This is a genomic window from Silvania hatchlandensis (assembly GCF_025564065.1).
Classification (GTDB): domain Bacteria; phylum Pseudomonadota; class Gammaproteobacteria; order Enterobacterales; family Enterobacteriaceae; genus Enterobacter; species Enterobacter hatchlandensis.
This window is the reverse complement of record NZ_JAMGZK010000043.1, coordinates 140,275-159,291: the sequence shown is the minus strand read 5'-3', so window position 1 is coordinate 159,291 and position 19,017 is coordinate 140,275. Positions and strand designations below refer to the sequence as shown.

Genomic DNA, 19,017 nt, shown 5'->3' with positions numbered 1-19,017 from the left:
ATCGTAACGGGATACCAGATCAAGAGCCTGTCCAATGTGCATAAAAAAATCCGGAAACGAGTGAACATTTCCGGATTCTTACACAGCCACTGGATCGATCAACCGATCCTTAACTGATCGGCATTACTGCATATGCAGGCTTTTTTGTGTCTGATGGCGATATTACAGCACAGCTACAATCGCTTCGCACAGCGGCGCCATGTTATCTGGCGTCATGCCTGCCACGTTCACACGACCGGATGCCACCGCGTACACGCCAAACTCTTCACGCAGACGCAGAACCTGTTCTTTGGTCAGGCCGCTGAATGAGAACATGCCGTTCTGTTTGATGATGAAGCTAAAGTCGCGATCCGCGCCTTTTTCCGCCAGGGTGTTCACGAACAGCAGACGCATGCGCTGAATGCGCTGACGCATGTCGTTCAGTTCCTGTTCCCAGATGGCGCGCAGGGCGTCGTTGCTGAGAATAGTGGCAACCACTGACGCGCCGTGTGCTGGCGGGTTGGAGTAGTTAGCACGAATCACGGATTTCATCTGGCTGAATGCGCGATCAACGGTTTGCTCGTCAGATGCCACCAGCGTACAGGCGCCTACGCGCTCGTTGTAGAGGCCGAAGTTCTTGGAGTAGGAGCTGGCAACAATCAGCTCTTTGTGCAGCGCGGCGAACGCGCGCAGGCCTTCTGCATCTTCTTCCAGACCACGGGCAAAGCCCTGATAGGCGAAGTCGAACAGCGGCAGCCAGCCTTTTTCAACGGACAGTTTTGCCAGCTGTTCCCACTGCTCCAGCGTCGGATCGATACCGGTTGGGTTATGGCAGCAGCCGTGGAACAGCACCACATCACCCGCCTGCGCTTCGCTCAGGCTGGCCAGCAGGCCGTCAAAGTCCAGAGTGTGGTTCACCGCGTCATAGTAGGCGTATTCACGCACTTCCAGACCCGCTGAGTTAAAGACGCTTTTATGGTTTGGCCAGCTTGGGTTGCTCACCCAGATGGTTTTAACGTCGGTGTTTTTAGCCAGGAAATCCGCCGCCACGCGCAGCGCACCGGTACCGCCAGGGGTTTGTGCCGTGCGGGCACGCTTGTCGCTGATGATCGCGTTGTCTTTGCCGAACAGCAGCTCCTGAGTGCAGCGACCAAATTCCGGGATACCATCGATGCCAAGGTAGTTTTTGGTGTTTTCGTTTTCCAGCAAGAACTGCTCGGCTTTTTTAACGCTGGTCAGCACCGGGGTTTTGCCGGTTTCATCTTTATAGACACCAATACCCAGGTTGATTTTTCCAGGGCGGTCATCGGCACGAAACAGATCGGCCAGGCCCAGAATAGGGTCGGCAGGGGCGGCGGTAATGTTCTCAAACATGACGAAGTTCCATTGTGATTACAGAAGTGAAATCCGCTATCAGGTTAACGATAGTTTTACAAAATGCCAACCGTTTGCGACGAAAAGCGTGCGGCTTTTCAAAAGTCGCCACTTTTTGCTTTCGGACATAAAAAAACAGGGCCGAAGCCCTGTTTATTAGACATATAACAAAGTGGTGTACTGATTAGAACTGGTAAACGATACCCACAGTAGCCTGGTCGTCGGTAGACAGGCCAGCAGCTTCGGTGTATGCGCTGTCGTCCAGCAGGTTGAATTTGTACGCTGCGTACACGTTCATGTTCTTGTTGAAGTAGTACCAGGAACCCAGCTCGATGTATTTAACCAGATCTTCGTTGCCGCCAGAGAAGCCGCCACGTGCTTTCAGGTCTTTACCTTGAGACTGGACGTAGCCCAGGGAAGGACGCAGACCGAAGTCGAACTGGTACTGTACAACCGCTTCCAGGTTGTCAGTTTTGTTAGCGAAGTTGTTGTCAGCTTCACGAGTCATGTTGTAGGTCTGAGCGTAAGAAACTGCAGCATAGATGTTGTTCGCATCATATTTAACAGCAGTTGCCCATGCTTCAGCGCGGCTGCCGCCAGCGCTTGCCCATGCAGCGGAGTTACCTGCTGCAACCTGCTCGTCGGTACGGTCAGCAGTTTCATAACCTGCTACCAGCGCAAAGCCTTCGCCGAAATCGTACTGTGCGGAGGTGCTGAAGCCTTCGCCGTTACCTTTCGCGCCGTTACCCGCACGGCCCAGAGTGATCTGGCCCTGGTCGTTTACGCTTGGAGCAACAACGTTGCTGCGCTCGTTTTTACCCTGATACTGCAGAGCCAGGCTCAGGCCATCAACCAGACCGAAGAAGTTGCTGTTACGGTAAGTCAGCAGGCCAGCAGAACGACCGTTCATGAAGTTGTCGGTAGCAACCCAGGAGTCGCCGCCCCATACAACGAACATATCGGTGTAAGCGCCGACGTCGTAGATTGCGCCGTAGTTACGGCCGTAGTCGATAGAACCTGCATCACCAAAGTTCAGACCCGCGAATGCCAGACGGGTGTTGGTGCTCTGAGCGCCTTCAGCGCTAGAGGCGTTCATGTTGTATTCCCAGTGACCGTAACCAGTCAGCTGGTCGTTGATCTGGGTTTCGCCTTTGAAGCCGATACGCGCATAGGTGCTGTCGGAGTTATCGGAGTGACCAGTGGTGGTCCAGCCGTGCTCGCCTACTGCTTTACCGTAGAAGTCCAGCTTGTTAGCGTTTTTGTTATAGATTTCTGCTGCGTTAGCTGCACCGGCTGCCAGCAGGGCAGGGATAACCACTGCCAGGATATTGCGCTTCATCATTATTTATTACCCTCATTGGTTTTTTTATGACACTCGCCACTGCCGTCAATAAATTCTGTCAATAAATATTTCCGGAACTATTGATGAGAGTTTGGTGTCTTTATGTATCTGACAGGCATCTTTCCATTCAAATAACCGTTTCGCTAGCCTGAAAGTGCTACAAACATCAAGAATCGGTTACAAGAAGAAAGTATGTGTAACAAAACATGTATTTTAAGGAACTTTGTGAACTATCTCAAACTTCGGCGTTGAGTGGCGAAAATTAAACCTCCTCCATTTCTATCTATATGAATTGCTTATAATAATTTTAGATAACATCTTTTTTTATGGCGCGAACCATTAGCATACTGTTTTTCTTATTTCTGATTATGGACTTCTGGATAGCCAGGTATTTGACTGATAATTGTGCTAAAGCTTAAGAAAAGCATTAGGCGCAATAATAATACGGTTTATTTTTTGTTCAGAGATATTTCATGGAAACACTGCGTAACAGAGGAGTGGATCTTGCGGGGTTGCACTTTAACGACGCTGACTTTCAACTGACATAAGTTGACAGTGCAGAATAAAATAATGGCCAGCGGATGCTGGCCATGAATTACGCGAAAATCAGAATGTGGCGCTGCGCGGGGTACGCGGGAATGGAATTACATCACGCACGTTCTGTACGCCGGTCACGTAGGCGATGAGACGTTCGAAGCCGAGCCCGAAACCAGAGTGCGGGACGGTACCGTAACGACGTAAATCGCGATACCACCAGTAGTCCTCTTTGTTGAGGCCCATTTCAGCCATACGGGCATCCAGCACATCCAGACGCTCTTCACGCTGAGAACCACCGATGATTTCGCCGATGCCTGGGGCCAGCACGTCCATCGCCGCTACGGTCTTACCGTCTTCGTTAAGGCGCATGTAGAACGCCTTAATGTCTTTCGGGTAGTTTTTCACGACTACCGGAGCTTTGAAGTGCTTCTCGGCCAGATAACGTTCGTGCTCGGAGGAGAGGTCAACACCCCAGTAAACCGGGTTCTCGAACGCCTGCCCGCAGTTTTCGAGGATCGTCACCGCATCGGTGTAATCCACCTGCGCGAAGTCAGCCGACACGAAACGTTCCAGACGGGAGATGGCATCGCTGTCGACGCGTTCCGCGAAGAACTTCATGTCGTCTGCGCGTTCGGTCAGTACGGCATTGAAGGCGTACTTCAGCATCGCTTCTGCCAGACCTGCAACATCGTCGAGGTTAGCAAAGGCCACTTCCGGCTCCAGCATCCAGAATTCCGCCAGGTGGCGGCTGGTATTGGAGTTTTCTGCACGGAAGGTTGGACCAAAGGTGTAGATTTTGGACAGGGCACAGGCATAGGTTTCGCCGTTCAGCTGACCAGAAACGGTCAGGAAGGACTCTTTGCCAAAGAAATCTTTGTCGAAGTCCACTTTGCCTTCTGGCGTGCGCGGCAGGTTTTCCATGTCCAGCGTGGAGACGCGGAACATCTCACCCGCGCCTTCGGTATCGGAGGCGGTGATCAGCGGCGTGGAGACCCAGAAATAGCCCTGCTCATGGAAGAAGCGATGCAGCGCCTGGGCGAGGGTATGACGCACGCGTGCGACGGCACCAATCATATTGGTACGCGGACGCAGGTGGGCAACTTCACGCAGATACTCAATGCTGTGGCGTTTTGCCGCCATCGGATAGGTATCCGGATCTTCAACCCAGCCGGTCACTTCAATTGATGTCGCCTGCAGTTCAAAGCTCTGGCCCTGACCCTGAGACGCCACAATCTTGCCGGTGACAACCACAGAACAGCCCGTCGTCAGACGCAGCACTTCCTGATTGTAATTGGGCAGAGAATTATTAATGACGGCCTGTACAGGATCAAAGCAGGAACCGTCATAGACGGCCAGGAAAGAAAAGCCAGCTTTTGAATCTCGGCGGGTACGCACCCATCCACGTACGGTGACTTCGCTGTCAACGGCTACGCGGCCCTGGAGTACGTCGGCTACAGGCACAACGCTCATAATAGTCTCTCTATGTAGTCCAAAAATAAAATCTGTATCCCCTTCAATGGGGGATATCTATGTTACCTGGCATCTGCCATCAGACAAGCAGATTTCGCAATGTTAACGGAAGAATTGATAAATAAATAAAAGAAAGGGAGCGCGAATGGCTCCCCTGAACGATCAGCTGGCGATTTTTATCTGCGGCAGGTCGAAGGCTTTTCGCAGTGCGCGGACGAAGGCTTTGTCATGGCAAATGGTTTTGCCCGGACTGTCAGACAGTTTCGCTACCGGCTTGCCGTTACATTCCACCAGTTTGATCACGATATTCAGTGGTTTTACCTGGGGGATATCGCAGGTCAGGCGGGTGCCGATGCCAAAACTGAGGTTAACCCGCGAGGAGAAATGGCGGTATAACGCTACTGCTTTTGGCAGGTCGAGATTGTCAGAAAAGACCAACACTTTGCTCTGCGGGTCGATGCCAAGCTTATGATAATGGGCGATGGCTTTCTCACCCCACTCCAGCGGATCCCCGGAATCATGGCGCAGCCCCTGATAAACCGTGGCGAATTCCGGTCCGAAATCGCGCAGGAAGGCGTCCATGGTAATGCAGTCGGTTAAGGCGATGCCGAGCTGAGTTGGGTACTCGGTTAGCCAGGCAGCCAGCGCCGCGCGCTGGCTGGTAGCCAGTTCCGGGCTGATCTGCTGATGCGCCTGGAACCATTCGTGCGCCTGAGTGCCCATTGGGGTCAGGTTCAGACGGCGGGCAAGATCGTAATTGCTGGTGCCGACAAACCACGGCTCCTGCTGCAGGCGTTCGACAATGGCCTGCTGCACCTCGCGGGAGAAACGGCGACGGGTGCCAAAATCCATCAGACGAAAACGCGACATATCCAGCGTGTCGGTCAGATGCGAGAACTCAACGAGCTTGCTCTCCAGGGTTTCCAGCGCCTGCTCAACGTTCGCGTCAGGCGAACGGTAGCGGTGGACCAGTTCACTGATCACCGCCAGCAGCGGCACTTCCCACATAATCACTTCGCGCCAGGGGCCTTCGAGGCGAATATGCAGTTTGCCATTATCGTTGGTGATGGTGACCTGACGCGGATCGTAGCGGAATTCCCGCAGCCAGTGCAGGTAGTCTTCTTTAAAGAAGGGCAGGCCGGAAAGCCACTGGAATTCATCGTCACGCAGGCGAAGATGCTGCATCGCGTCAACCTGCTCGCGGATAGCATCGGCATAGATCCCAAGCAGATCGTCACCCCGGCAGCGGAACTCAGCCGCGACCTGTACGTCGTCGTATTGGTGAAAAACGGCTTGCTGCATGTGCAGTTTATACGCATCGGTATCCAGCAGCGTATGCAGAACAGGAGAAGCGAATTGAGTCATAAGGCCGCAGTAGCATCCTCTCACGGAAGCGTTTAGTACAATAAACAACTATTGAAACCGCTGGAGTATACCTTGTTTAGCGATTTATTGAACCCCGATCACACCACAAGCCTGGGGGAGGGTCGAGGGCAATTTGTGCCGCATGTTATATAAATGTAGCAAATAGGGCGTTTGTGCCTGAAAAGATGAACATTCTGCGTAGCGCGATCTACACAACAGGAATAGACTGGTTTGCTATTCGACATTCGACAAACGATGCAAAAGGTTTTCTATGACACAACAGCCTCAAGCCAAATACCGCCACGATTACCGTGCGCCGGATTACCTGATTAGCGATATCGATCTGACTTTTGACCTGGATGCCACTAAAACCGTTGTCACGGCGGTCAGCCAGGTGACGCGCCATAACGCCACCGCGGTTCCGCTGCGCCTGAATGGCGAAGATCTGACGTTGATTTCAGTGCAGGTGAACGACCAGGCCTGGACTGACTATAAAGAAGAAGATAACCAGCTGGTACTGGATAACCTGCCAGAGCGCTTCACATTGCGCATCGTTAACGAAATCAGCCCGGCGGCCAATACCGCGCTGGAAGGGTTGTACCAGTCAGGTGAGGCGCTGTGTACCCAGTGCGAAGCTGAAGGCTTCCGCCATATCACCTGGTATCTGGATCGCCCGGACGTTCTGGCGCGCTTTACCACCAAAATTATCGCTGATAAAACCAAATACCCGTTCCTGCTCTCCAACGGCAACCGCGTCGGGCAGGGTGAGCTGGAGAATGGACGCCACTGGGTGCAATGGCAGGATCCGTTCCCGAAACCGTGCTACCTGTTTGCGCTGGTGGCGGGTGATTTTGACGTCCTGCGCGACACCTTCACGACCCGTTCCGGTCGCGACGTGGCGCTGGAGCTGTTTGTCGATCGCGGCAACCTCGATCGTGCCCCGTGGGCGATGACCTCGCTTATCAACTCCATGAAGTGGGACGAAGAGCGCTTCGGCCTCGAATACGATCTCGACATCTATATGATCGTCGCCGTCGACTTCTTTAATATGGGCGCGATGGAGAACAAAGGCCTCAACGTCTTTAACTCCAAATACGTGCTGGCGCGTACCGACACCGCCACCGATAAAGACTACCTCGACATCGAGCGGGTGATCGGCCACGAGTATTTCCACAACTGGACCGGCAACCGCGTGACCTGCCGCGACTGGTTCCAGCTGAGCCTGAAAGAGGGCTTAACCGTGTTCCGCGATCAGGAGTTCAGCTCCGATCTGGGTTCACGTGCGGTTAACCGCATCAGCAACGTGCGCACCATGCGTGGGTTACAGTTTGCCGAAGACGCCAGCCCGATGGCGCACCCGATCCGTCCGGATAAAGTTATTGAAATGAACAACTTCTACACCCTGACGGTGTATGAGAAAGGTTCCGAAATTATTCGTATGATCCACACCCTGCTGGGTGAAGAGAACTTCCAGAAAGGGATGCAGCTCTACTTCGAGCGTCATGACGGCAGTGCAGCTACCTGCGATGACTTTGTGCAGGCGATGGAAGACGCCTCCAATGTGGATCTGTCGCACTTCCGCCGCTGGTACAGCCAGGCGGGTACGCCAGTTGTCACCGTGAAGGATGACTACAACCCGGAAACCGAACTGTATACCCTGACCATTAGCCAGCGGACGCCGCCGACTGCCGAGCAGGAAGAGAAGCACCCGCTGCACATCCCGTTTGCGATTGAACTGTACGACAACGAAGGCCAGGTTATCCCGCTGAAAAAAGACGGTCATCCGGTGCATAACGTCCTCAACGTGACCCAGTCTGAGCAGACCTTTGTCTTTGATAACGTCTACTTCCAGCCGGTGCCTGCGCTGCTGTGCGAATTCTCTGCGCCGGTTAAGCTGGAGTACAAGTGGAGCGACCAGCAGCTGACCTTCCTGATGCGTCACGCGCGTAACGACTTCTCGCGTTGGGATGCCGCCCAGAGCCTGCTGGCGACCTACATCAAGCTGAACGTCGCGCGTCACCAGCAGGGCCAGCCGCTGTCGCTGCCGGCTCACGTTGCCGACGCTTTCCGCGCCATTCTGCTGGACGAGAAGATCGACCCGGCACTGGCCGCGGAGATCCTCACCCTGCCGTCGGCGACTGAAATCGCCGAGTTGTTCGATATCATCGATCCAATTGCCATTACCACGGTGCGCGAAGCCCTGACCCGTACCCTGGCGACTGAGCTGGCGGATGAGTTCCTGGCGCTTTACCACCATAACAAGCTGGATGAGTACCGCGTTGAGCATGCTGATATTGGTAAGCGTGCGCTGCGTAACACCTGCCTGCGCTATCTGGCGTTTGGCGAAACAGAACTCGCAAACGATCTGGTGAGCAAGCAGTACCACAGCGCGGACAACATGACCGATGCATTGGCGGCCCTGGCGGCGAGCGTGGCGGCGGAACTGCCATGCCGCGATGCGCTGATGCAGGCGTATGACGACAAATGGCATCAGGACGGTCTGGTAATGGACAAGTGGTTTATTCTGCAGTCCACCAGCCCAGAGGCAGGTGTGGTGAACAAAGTGCGCAGCCTGCTTGAGCACCGCTCTTTCACCCTGAGCAACCCGAACCGCGTGCGTTCGCTGATTGGTGCCTTTGCCAGCAGCAACCCGGCTGCCTTCCATGCGGAAGACGGCAGCGGCTACCAGTTTATGGTGGAGATGCTGACGGAACTGAACAGCCGTAACCCGCAGGTGGCGTCACGTCTGATTGAGCCGCTGATCCGCCTGAAACGCTATGATGCAAAACGTCAGGCGAAGATGCGTGCGGCGCTGGAACAATTGAAAGGGCTGGATAATCTGTCCGGGGATCTGTACGAGAAGATCACTAAGGCGCTGGCCTGATAAACAACGCCCCGTGACAAGGTAAAAGCGAAAAGGCAACGCAAGTTGCCTTTTTTAATGGTTGTACCCTCTCCTGTGGGCTGACCAATCCCCAGTAATTTTTAATCTTAAAGCAACGGAATAATGACAAGAGAATAAATCACTTACAGCGATACCCTGGTCCGGCTGAAAATCGCCGAAGCGTTTCCTGCAGGCCGGGGCGAGGCGCATGGATGCGCCGAGAGGGCGTGACCTACATGGATGTAGGATCGCGCCCGACCTGAAGCCGGAAGGAATAAGCTGAGGGTATCGCGTAGCGACGATTTTCTTGCCGGGAGCCCGGGTAGCCAGGGCGGTGGCGATTGAGCCGCCCTGGCACGTTCACGGGTGACGCGACTGGCAGAGAAGCACAGAACTTAAAGTGAACGGAACCATCACCGTAGCCGCATGCCCCCCCTCACCCCAACCCTCTCCCTGAATGGAGAGGGGGCCGACCGTGCCAATTTTTTTGTGGGGATCCCTCAGCCCTGTGGGAGAGGGCCAGGGTGAGGGCATCAGGCATTAGCCGTCGCGAAATGCCGCTCCGTCACTCCACGCCTCATCACCCGATCCAAAACCTCGGCTTCCATCTCCGCCAGCCGCGCCGAACCCACCCGACGAGGACGTGGAAGGTCAACAGTCAGATCCAGCCCAATTTTGCCCTCCTCAATCAGCAGCACCCGGTCCGCCATAGCCACGGCTTCGCTCACATCGTGAGTCACCAGCAGCACCGTAAAGCCGTGCTCCTGCCATAACGAGACGATCAGATCCTGCATCTCGATCCGCGTCAGCGCATCCAGCGCGCCCAGCGGCTCATCCAGCAGCAGCAACCCCGGACGATGGATCAGGGCCCTGGCCAGCGCCACGCGCTGTTTTTGCCCGCCGGAAAGGGCGGCAGGCCATTCATCCGCGCGATTGTCCAGCCCGACGGTGGCCAGCGCCTGTAACGCCTGAGCTTTCCAGTTGCCTTTCAGCCCCAGACCGACGTTATCAATTACCGTTTTCCACGGCAGCAGCCGCGCGTCCTGGAACATCATTCGGGTATCGTCCTGGATCTCCGCCAGCGGGGTATTTCCGGCCAGCAGCTCACCGGCGTTTGGTGCCTCCAGCCCGGCCAGCAGGCGCAGCAGGGTGCTTTTACCACCCCCGCTGCGGCCCACCACCGCCACGAATTGACCGGCGGGAATGTGCAGTTCCAGTTCGTTAAGAATGGTGTTGTCGCCGTAGCGCTTAGTGACGCCATTGAGCAACAGCGGCGTCCCCTGATTTAAGCGGGCAGTATTCATGCGTGTTCCTCCTTCTTCGAATAGGCCGGATTCCAGCGCAGCCAGCTGCGTTCGATCCACTGGGCGCTGACGTCTGCCAGCTTGCCCAGCAGGGCGTAAAGAATAATGGCGACCACCACCACGTCCGTTTGCAGGAATTCGCGGGCGTTCATCGCCAGGTAGCCGATACCGGAGTTCGCCGAGATAGTTTCTGCCACGATCAGCGTCAGCCACATCAGCCCGAGGGCGAACCGTACTCCGACCATAATCGAGGGCAGGGCACCGGGTAAAATAACGTGCAGGAACAGCGAGAAACCGGATAAACCGTAGCTGCGCGCCATCTCCACCAGCCCACGGTCGATATTACGGATGCCGTGCCAGGTGTTGATATAGACCGGGAACAGCGTGCCCAGCACCACAAGGAATATCTTGGCGGTTTCATCGATGCCGAACCACAGGATTACCAGCGGGATCAGCGCCAGATGCGGCACGTTACGCAGCATCTGAATCGAGGTATCCAGCAGCCGTTCGCCCCAGCGCGACAGGCCGCTGATTAACCCCAGCGTCAGACCGATCGACCCACCGATAGAGAATCCGATGGCCGCGCGCCAGGAGCTGATCGCCAGATGCTGCCACAGCTCACCGCTGGAACTCAGCGTCCAGAATGCCTCCACTACGCCTTCCGGGGAAGGTAGAATGCGGCTCGATAACCAACCCACCGACGATGCCAGCTGCCAGATAACGACGATACCCGCAGGGAGTAGCCAGGGCGCGATGCGCAGTAGCCATTTTTGGGCAGGTTTAGCCATGCGTCCTCCTTAGCTCTGCGCGACTTTGCGCTGGATAAAATCGTTAGCCACTGCCTCGCCCTGAAGCTGGAGCGGCTGCGGCTGAGGGATCTCTGGGATCGTCACGTCAAGATGCGGGAACAGAAGTTCGCCGACCTTGTACGCCTCTTCGAGATGCGGATAACCGGAAAGAATAAAGCTGTCGATCCCGAGCTCTGCATATTCGTTAATTCGCGCCGCTACGGTGGGGCCATCACCCACTAAGGCGGTGCCCGCGCCACCGCGCACCAGGCCGACGCCAGCCCACAGGTTTGGGCTGATCTCCAGGTTCTCGCGTTTACCGTTATGGAGTGACGCCATCCGCTGCTGGCCGACGGAATCGGTTCTGGCAAAGGCGGCCTGCGCTTTCGCAATGGTTGCATCGTCCAGATGGGAAATCAGGCGGTCAGCGGCCTGCCACGCCTCTGCGTTGGTTTCGCGCACAATCACGTGCAGGCGGATCCCAAATCGGACTTTACGGCCATGCGCTGCCGCTTTGGCGCGTACCTGCTCGATTTTCTCTTTCACCAGCTCAGGCGGTTCGCCCCAGGTGAGATACAGATCGACCTGTTCAGCAGCCAGATCCTGCGCAACATCCGACGATCCGCCAAAGTAGAGCGGGGGACGCGGCTGCTGGATCGGCGGGAAGAACAGCTTCGCGTCGCGAACGTGAACATGTTTGCCCTCGAAGGTGACGTTCTCCCCTTCCAGCAGACGACGCCAGACGTGGGTGAATTCAGCAGAAGCTTCGTAGCGCTCGGTATGATCTAAAAAGACGCCGTCGCCCGCCAGCTCCTGGGGATCGCTGCCGGTCACCAGGTTAAACAGGGCGCGTCCGTTCGACAGGCGGTCGAGGGTGGCGGCCTGACGCGCGGCCACCGTCGGGGAGGTGACGCTCGGGCGCAGGGCCACAAGGAACTTCAGACGCTGGGTCACCGGGATCAACGACGCCGCCACCAGCCAGGCGTCTTCGCAGGAGCGGCCGGTAGGGATCAGCACCCCGGTAAAGCCAATCCGGTCTGCTGCCTGGGCAATCTGCTGCAGATAAGCATGGTCGACCGGGCGGGCACCCGTTTCGGTGCCAAGATAATGTCCATCACCGTGGGTCGGTAAAAACCAGAACAGATTCAGACTCATGACTTATCTCCTTGTGGCGCAGTGGGGTGCCAGATACGGTCGCGGATATCGATTTTTTTCGGCACCAGGCGATTGGCGTAGAACAGATCAGCGGTCTCCTGTTGCAGGGCCGCGGTATGGGCATCAACCGGTTTAATAACGCCCGGTGGGCGGTGGTCGAGATAGCTGGCGATGACCGGCTCCGGCAGACCGAGGGTTTTCGCCAGCAGGGTGATACTGGCCGGACGCTGGCTCTGGGTGAGGGCGTCGGCCTCGGTAAAGAGGTTCAGCACCCCCTGCACAAATTCACCGTTCTTTTCTGCGTAAGGACGTGCAGCCAGATAGAAGGAACCGGTCTTTTTCAGATCTTCACCGTCTTTCAGTACTTTTACGCCGCCCTGCAGCAGGGCCGCAGAGTAGTAGGGGTCCCAGATGGCCCAGGCGTCCACGTTATGTTGCTGGAAGGCCGCGCGGGCATCGGCCGGGGAGAGGTAAACCGGTTGAATATCCTTGAAGGTCAGGCCCGCCTGCTGGAGTGCACGCAGAATCAGATTGTGCGCGCTGGAGCCTTTCTGGAAGGCAATTTTACGGCCTTTCAGATCGGCTACGGTTTTGATCGGGCTATCTTCGGCCACCAGAATCACTTCGGCTTTAGGCTTGGGCGGTTCAGCGCCTACGTACAGCAGATCTGCGCCAGCGGCCTGGGCGAAGATGGGCGGGATATCGCCGGTGCTGCCCAGATCAATACTGCCGACGTTCAGTGCCTCCAGCATCTGCGGGCCTGCCGGAAACTCAATCCACGAGAATTTGGTGTCCGGGTAGCGTTTTTCCAGCAGCTGATGGCTTTTGGCCAGCACCATGCTGACGCTGCCTTTCTGATAGCCAATGCGCAGACTCTCGGGCGTGGGCTCTGCGGCGTGCGCCAGGCCAGAGAGTGCCACAAGGCCCGCCAGGCTTAAACGGGCAAGGGATTTAAACATGGGCGACTCCTTTCAGATGACCAAAGGCGGGAACCTGCACGTCACGGCGGTGCAGCGCCTGCCAGAAGGTCTCCAGCGCGCTGTCGAGACGGGTTTGCAGGTTTGGGGTAAAGTGTGGCTTGTGCTGATAGTCGAGCACCTGCGAGTCATCGGCAAACACGCCGTGCAGGATCTCCTGCGCTTTGAGTGCGCTCAGAACCGGCTTCAGGGCATAATCCACCGCCAGTAAATGGGCCACGGTGCCGCCTGTCGCCAGCGGCAGCACCACTTTGCCCTCCAGCGCGCGCTCCGGCAGCAGGTCGAGCAGGGTTTTCAGCGCGCCGGTAAACGAAGCTTTATAGACCGGGGTCGCCACAATCAGCCCGTCAGCGTCTTTAAGTTGCTCATTAAGCGCTTTAAGCGCCGGGCTCTCGAAGCGGGCGTAGAGTAAATCTTCCGGCTCAAAGTTGTGCAGATTCCAGTGGCACACCTCCACATCCAGCGACGTGAGTTGTTCACGGGCATATTCCAGCAAGGCGCTGGAGCGTGAGGGAAATCGCGGACTTCCGGCCAGAGTGATGATGCGCATAGCTGCTCCTTATAACGAATTGTTTGCTTTTATCTAACATTGATAACATTTACAGGCAGTGTGTCACTGGCGGCTTATTCCGCTAAATGATTTATCTGCAAGACAAATGCTAAAAAACGAATAACGCGGGGGAAAAAAGGAAACGATTGCGTTGAGAGACGTTTTTTTTGCCTCAGGTCAATTCCCTTTCCGGCTGCGATCGCTGATAATTCGCCCCCGGTTTGCACACCGGGAATCCAGGAGAGTTCATGTACTACCCCTTCGTTCGTAAAGCCCTTTTCCAGCTCGATCCTGAGCGCGCTCATGAATTTACATTCCAGCAATTACGCCGTATTACGGGAACCCCACTCGAAGCGCTGGTGCGCCAGAAGGTGATGGACAAACCGGTAACCTGCATGGGATTAACCTTTAAAAACCCACTGGGTCTGGCAGCCGGTCTGGATAAAAACGGCGAGTGCATTGATGCGCTTGGCGCGATGGGCTTTGGCTCCATCGAAATCGGCACCGTGACACCGCGTCCACAGTCGGGTAACGACAAGCCGCGCCTGTTCCGACTGGTAGAGGCCGAAGGACTGATCAACCGCATGGGCTTTAATAACCTCGGCGTCGATCATCTGGTCGAGAATGTGAAGAAAGCGCATTTCGACGGCATTTTGGGTATTAATATCGGCAAAAACAAAGACACCCCGGTCGAGCAGGGTAAAGATGACTATCTGATTTGTATGGAAAAAGTCTATGCTTATGCCGGGTACATCGCAGTTAATATTTCATCGCCAAATACTCCGGGTTTACGCTCGCTGCAATACGGTGAAGCGCTCGACGATTTATTAGTCGCCATCAAAAATAAGCAAAATGAACTCCAGGCGAAGCACCATAAATATGTGCCGGTGGCCGTTAAAATTGCTCCCGATCTCACTGAAGAAGAGTTGGCCCAGGTGGCCGACAGTTTAGTGCGTCATAATATTGATGGGGTTATTGCGACCAATACCACTCTCGATCGTTCTCTGGTTCAGGGGATGAAACATTGTGACGAAATGGGGGGCTTGAGCGGTCGACCAGTACAATTAAAAAGTACCGAAATTATTCGTCGTCTGTCGGCTGAATTAAATGGTCACCTACCGATTATTGGCGTAGGTGGCATTGACTCGGTTATCGCCGCACGCGAGAAAATGGCGGCGGGTGCCTCGTTGGTGCAGATCTATTCTGGCTTTATCTTTAAAGGCCCACCGCTGATCAAAGAAATCGTTAACCATCTCTGATCTTTATCGCTAATAGCAACCAGGGCTTTATTTCCGGCTCTGGTTGTTTTATATTCCGGGACTGTTGCTAATTTAGGCATAGTAGTCTTTTATTATTGAAGTCGAATAAGCGAAGCGGTAATGAGGACTTTCTTACAACAGGATGTTGCGAGGATGGGAGAGGCAGATGCGAATTAAACCTGACGATAACTGGCGCTGGTATTTCTGTGACGAGCACGATCGTATGATGCTCGATTTAGCCAATGGCATGTTATTTCGTTCTCGTTTTGCGCGTCGGATGCTCACTCCGGATGCCTTTACCAATACCGGTTTTTGTGTTGACGATGCAGCCCTTTATTTCTCCTTTGAAGAGAAGTGCCGCGATCTTGAGTTGTCGAAAGAGCAGCGTGCCGAGCTGGTGCTCAATGCGCTGGTGGCGATCCGCTTCCTCAAGCCCCAGATGCCAAAAAGCTGGCACTTTCTTGCCCACGGTATGAGCTGGTCACCGGTTACCGGCGATGCAGCTTGCGTCAGTCTGAGCGAGAACGCCGAGCAGGTAAATTTGCTGGTGGTGGAGCCGGGTGATAACGCCGCGCTCTGCTTGTTGGCACAGCCGGGCGTGACCATCGCCGGGCGTACAATGCAGCTGGGTGACCCGATTAAAGTGATGAATGACAGACTGAAACCCCAGCTATTAAGCAGCAGTTTCAGCCTTGAGCAGGCAGTTTAGGCTTCCAGTTGTAACGAGGTTTTCGGGATGCAGCTGCAGCACAGAATGGTGCCGTCGCCGCCAATTGCCGATTTCTTCAACGCCGTAACTTCCCCTTCGACCAGCGTAATGCGACAACATCCGCAAATGCCTGCCCGACACGAGTAGGGGATGCGAATGCCTGCCTGTTCTAGCTGTTCCAGTAACACCTGCTGATTGTTCCCGCGAAGCGTTTGCCCCTGCCACTGGAGGGTCACCGCCGTTTCTGGCTGCGCTTCCACCTCTGTTGCTTCTTCTTCGGCACCGGCGCCGTAGAGTCGACCCGGTGCAGTCGCGAGAATCTCTACCTCATCGCCAACGCGGATCACACCGCTGGAGCGGGGGATCAGGTTCTGGCCGAAATCGACATCGCCGTTATCCTGCGCGGTACGGAACGACTGCAGGGTTTTCAGCGGCTCCCCTGAAGGGTGTTTCTGACCTTTCTCCGGGCTGACGGTGGTAAAGATGCAGCGGCTGCAGGGCTTTACCACGTCAAAGATCACACTGCCGATACGGATTACCTTCCAGGTGTCCTCTTCCCAGGCCGCACTGCCTGCGACCACCAGATTCGGCCGGAACTGCTCCATTTGCACGCTGGCCGTGCAGCGGTTTTGTAGATCGCGCAGCGAGGCTTCGCTGGTGAGCAGGAACGGGAAACCGTCGGCAAACGACAGCGGCACCGCGGCAAATTTTTCTACGCGGCGCGTCAGTTCAGGCCCGACCCAGCGTAACTGTACCGGGCGCGAGAAAAATTCGCTGAGCCAGCGGTTGATCTCATCGGGCGCAATGCGGGCGGTGAAATGATTCCCCCACACTTCGGTGGGCGCATCTGCTGGCGCAAAATCGCTGAAGCGGACGATAATACTGGAACCGTCCGGCGCCGTGAGATGCAGTCCATCGTGAACCGGTACCGGGATAAAACGCACCATCTGAGGAAACTGGCGTGCGGTGATGAATGTACCGTCAGGTTCCGTCACCATAAAAATGCGATCAAAGGCAAAACCGCTGGCGTCAGCAAGGGCATGCGAAAGCCCAATTCCACGCATTGATTTGACCGGATGAATGAAAAGCCTGGATAACGTCGCCACGGCACAGTCCCTCGAATGAAAATAAGCCTTCAACTTTATGACATAGAGCCCAGATTGGCTATAATGCGCAGCAATTTTCTTAGAGTAATAAGTGACGATATGAATTCTCTGTTTGCCAGTACGGCCCGTGGGCTGGAAGAGCTGTTAAAAACTGAACTGGAAAACCTGGGCGCGCAAGAGTGCCAGGTGGTTCAGGGTGGGGTCCATTTTCAGGGCGACACACGGCTTATTTACCAGAGCCTGATGTGGAGTCGCCTGGCCTCACGCATCATGTTGCCGATGAGAGAGTGCAAGGTATATAGCGATCTCGATCTTTACCTGGGCGTGCAGACAATCAACTGGACAGAGATTTTTGCGCCAGGTGCCACCTTTGCGGTGCACTTCAGTGGCCTGAACGATGAGATCCGCAACAGCCAGTACGGCGCGCTGAAGGTGAAAGACGCCATCGTCGACAGCTTTACCCGTAAGAACCTGGAACGCCCGAACGTCGATCGTGAAAACCCGGATCTGCGTATCAACGTGCGTCTGAACAAAGAGACGGCCAGCATTGCGTTGGATCTGTGCGGCGAAGGCTTGCACCAGCGTGGTTACCGCGATCGCGCGGGTATCGCGCCAATCAAAGAGAACCTGGCCGCCGCCATTGTAATGCGCTCCGGCTGGCAGCCGGGTACGCCGTTGCTGGATCCGATGTGCGGTTCCGGTACGCTGCTGATCGAAGCGGCGATGTTAGCGACCGACCGCGCCCCGGCCCTGCATCGTGGCCAGTGGGGCTTTAAGGGCTGGGCACTGCACGACGAAGCTGTCTGGCAGGACGTAAAGGCAGAAGCACAGACGCGTGCGCGTCAGGGGCTGGCAGCCTATGAAGCCCACTTCTACGGCTCCGATAGCGATGCCCGCGTGATTGAACGCGCGCGCAGCAACGCCCGTCGCGCCGGCATTGGCGATTTGGTGACCTTCGACGTGAAAGACGTGGCACAGCTCACCAATCCGCTGCCAAAAGGCCCGTATGGCACGGTGATCAGCAACCCGCCTTACGGCGAACGTCTGGACAGTGAACCAGCGCTGATTGCCCTGCACAGCCTGCTGGGTCGCACCATGAAAGATTACTTTGGCGGCTGGAACCTGTCACTATTCAGCGGCTCGCCTGAGCTGCTGAGCTGCCTGCAGCTGCGCGCCGAACGCCAGTTCAAAGCCAAGAACGGCCCGCTGGACTGCGTGCAGAAGAACTACCATCTGACCGAGAAAGAGGCCGACAGCAAGCCTTCCAGCGTGGCGGAAGACTATGCCAACCGTCTGCGCAAGAATCTGAAGAAATACGAAAAGTGGGCGAAGCAGGAGAAGCTTGAATGCTATCGCATCTATGACGCCGACCTGCCGGAGTACAACGTGGCGGTCGACCGCTACGGCGAATGGGTGGTGGTGCAGGAATATGCCCCGCCAAAAACCGTCGATCCGCAAAAAGCGCGTCAGCGTATGCTCGACATCATCGCTGCCACCATTGGCGTGCTGAATATTGCCCCGAACAAGCTGATCCTGAAAACCCGTGAGCGTCAGAAGGGCAAAAATCAGTACGAGAAAATGAACAGCAAGGGCGAGTTTATCGAAGTGGGCGAATACAACGCACGCCTGTGGGTCAACCTGACGGACTATCTCGATACCGGCCTGTTCCTTGATCACCGCATCGCGCGCCGCATGCTGGGGCAGATGAGCAAAGGCAAAGACTTCCTCAACCTCTTTGCTTATACCGGCAGCGCCAGCGTTCACGCGGGTCTGGGCGGGGCGCGTACCACCACTACCGTGGATATGTCCCGTACCTATCTGGAGTGGGCAGAGCGCAACCTGCGCCTTAACGGGCTGACCGGGAAGGCGCATCGCCTGCTGCAGGCAGACGTGCTGGGCTGGTTGCGTGAGTCTGACGAGCAGTTCGACCTGATCTTTATCGATCCGCCGACCTTCTCCAACTCTAAGCGCATGGAAGAGTCATTTGACGTCCAGCGTGACCACCTGGCGCTGATGAAAGATCTTAAACGTATGCTGCGTAAAGGCGGCACGATCATGTTCTCGAACAACAAGCGCGGCTTCCGCATGGATCATGAGGGACTGGCAGAACTGGGGCTGAAAGCACAAGAAATCAGTCAAAAAACGTTATCCCAGGACTTTGCCCGTAACCGTCAGATCCACAACTGCTGGCTCATCACCGCCGCCTGAAAGGAAAAGT

The 19,017-nt window shown here is 55.7% G+C and carries 14 protein-coding genes; 4 read left to right on the top strand and 10 right to left on the bottom strand.

What is annotated here, in order from left to right; genetic code table 11:
• Positions 1-162: 162 nt before the first annotated feature.
• From M8014_RS07465 to pncB, 4 genes are all read right to left on the bottom strand, one after another.
• Positions 163-1,353, bottom strand: coding sequence for an amino acid aminotransferase (locus tag M8014_RS07465; RefSeq protein ID WP_271281885.1), 1,191 nt, complete (start codon positions 1,351-1,353; stop codon positions 163-165).
• Between the two features lie 184 nt (positions 1,354-1,537).
• On the bottom strand, positions 1,538-2,692 hold the full coding sequence (locus tag M8014_RS07460) for a porin (RefSeq protein ID WP_418939600.1): 1,155 nt from the start codon (positions 2,690-2,692) through the stop codon (positions 1,538-1,540).
• Positions 2,693-3,301: 609 nt separating this feature from the next.
• Entirely contained in the window at positions 3,302-4,702 is a 1,401-nt protein-coding gene (gene asnS / locus M8014_RS07455) for an asparagine--tRNA ligase (RefSeq protein WP_271281883.1), read from the bottom strand.
• A gap of 162 nt (positions 4,703-4,864) precedes the next feature.
• A complete protein-coding gene (gene pncB / locus M8014_RS07450; RefSeq protein ID WP_271281882.1) occupies positions 4,865-6,067 on the bottom strand; it encodes a nicotinate phosphoribosyltransferase in 1,203 nt (400 codons plus the stop codon).
• 271 nt (positions 6,068-6,338) lie between these two features.
• Between pncB and pepN the strand changes: the two genes are divergently transcribed.
• The gene (pepN, locus tag M8014_RS07445) at positions 6,339-8,951 is read left to right on the top strand and encodes an aminopeptidase N (RefSeq protein WP_271281881.1); all 2,613 of its coding nucleotides are present in this window, start codon (positions 6,339-6,341) and stop codon (positions 8,949-8,951) included.
• A gap of 533 nt (positions 8,952-9,484) precedes the next feature.
• Here the strand turns inward: pepN and ssuB are convergent.
• The 5 genes from ssuB to ssuE are packed head-to-tail and all read right to left on the bottom strand — an operon-like array spanning position 9,485 to position 13,725.
• Positions 9,485-10,255: an aliphatic sulfonates ABC transporter ATP-binding protein gene (gene ssuB, locus M8014_RS07440; protein WP_271281880.1), complete on the bottom strand. Its 771-nt coding sequence runs from the start codon at positions 10,253-10,255 to the stop codon at positions 9,485-9,487.
• Positions 10,252-11,043 (bottom strand): aliphatic sulfonate ABC transporter permease SsuC, encoded by a 792-nt coding sequence (gene ssuC, locus M8014_RS07435; RefSeq protein ID WP_271281879.1) that lies wholly within the window; start codon positions 11,041-11,043, stop codon positions 10,252-10,254. Before ssuC ends, ssuB begins: the two co-directional genes overlap by 4 nt.
• A gap of 9 nt (positions 11,044-11,052) precedes the next feature.
• Positions 11,053-12,198 (bottom strand): FMNH2-dependent alkanesulfonate monooxygenase, encoded by a 1,146-nt coding sequence (gene ssuD / locus M8014_RS07430; protein WP_271281878.1) that lies wholly within the window; start codon positions 12,196-12,198, stop codon positions 11,053-11,055.
• On the bottom strand, positions 12,195-13,157 hold the full coding sequence (locus M8014_RS07425) for a sulfonate ABC transporter substrate-binding protein (protein WP_271281877.1): 963 nt from the start codon (positions 13,155-13,157) through the stop codon (positions 12,195-12,197). The genes ssuD and M8014_RS07425 overlap by 4 nt, the downstream gene beginning before the upstream one ends.
• Positions 13,150-13,725 (bottom strand): NADPH-dependent FMN reductase, encoded by a 576-nt coding sequence (gene ssuE / locus M8014_RS07420; RefSeq protein ID WP_271281876.1) that lies wholly within the window; start codon positions 13,723-13,725, stop codon positions 13,150-13,152. Before ssuE ends, M8014_RS07425 begins: the two co-directional genes overlap by 8 nt.
• A 248-nt stretch (positions 13,726-13,973) precedes the next feature.
• On the opposite strand from ssuE, the gene pyrD reads away from it, so the two are divergent.
• Positions 13,974-14,984, top strand: coding sequence for a quinone-dependent dihydroorotate dehydrogenase (pyrD, locus tag M8014_RS07415; RefSeq protein ID WP_271281875.1), 1,011 nt, complete (start codon positions 13,974-13,976; stop codon positions 14,982-14,984).
• A gap of 166 nt (positions 14,985-15,150) precedes the next feature.
• On the top strand, positions 15,151-15,693 hold the full coding sequence (gene zapC, locus M8014_RS07410) for a cell division protein ZapC (protein WP_271281874.1): 543 nt from the start codon (positions 15,151-15,153) through the stop codon (positions 15,691-15,693).
• On the opposite strand, the gene M8014_RS07405 is transcribed toward zapC, so the two are convergent.
• Positions 15,690-16,799, bottom strand: a complete 1,110-nt coding sequence (locus M8014_RS07405) for a YcbX family protein (RefSeq protein WP_271281873.1) — start codon at positions 16,797-16,799, stop codon at positions 15,690-15,692. The genes zapC and M8014_RS07405 overlap by 4 nt on opposite strands.
• A gap of 99 nt (positions 16,800-16,898) precedes the next feature.
• On the opposite strand from M8014_RS07405, the gene rlmKL reads away from it, so the two are divergent.
• Positions 16,899-19,007: a bifunctional 23S rRNA (guanine(2069)-N(7))-methyltransferase RlmK/23S rRNA (guanine(2445)-N(2))-methyltransferase RlmL gene (gene rlmKL / locus M8014_RS07400; protein ID WP_271281872.1), complete on the top strand. Its 2,109-nt coding sequence runs from the start codon at positions 16,899-16,901 to the stop codon at positions 19,005-19,007.
• The last annotated feature ends 10 nt before the right edge of the window (positions 19,008-19,017 follow it).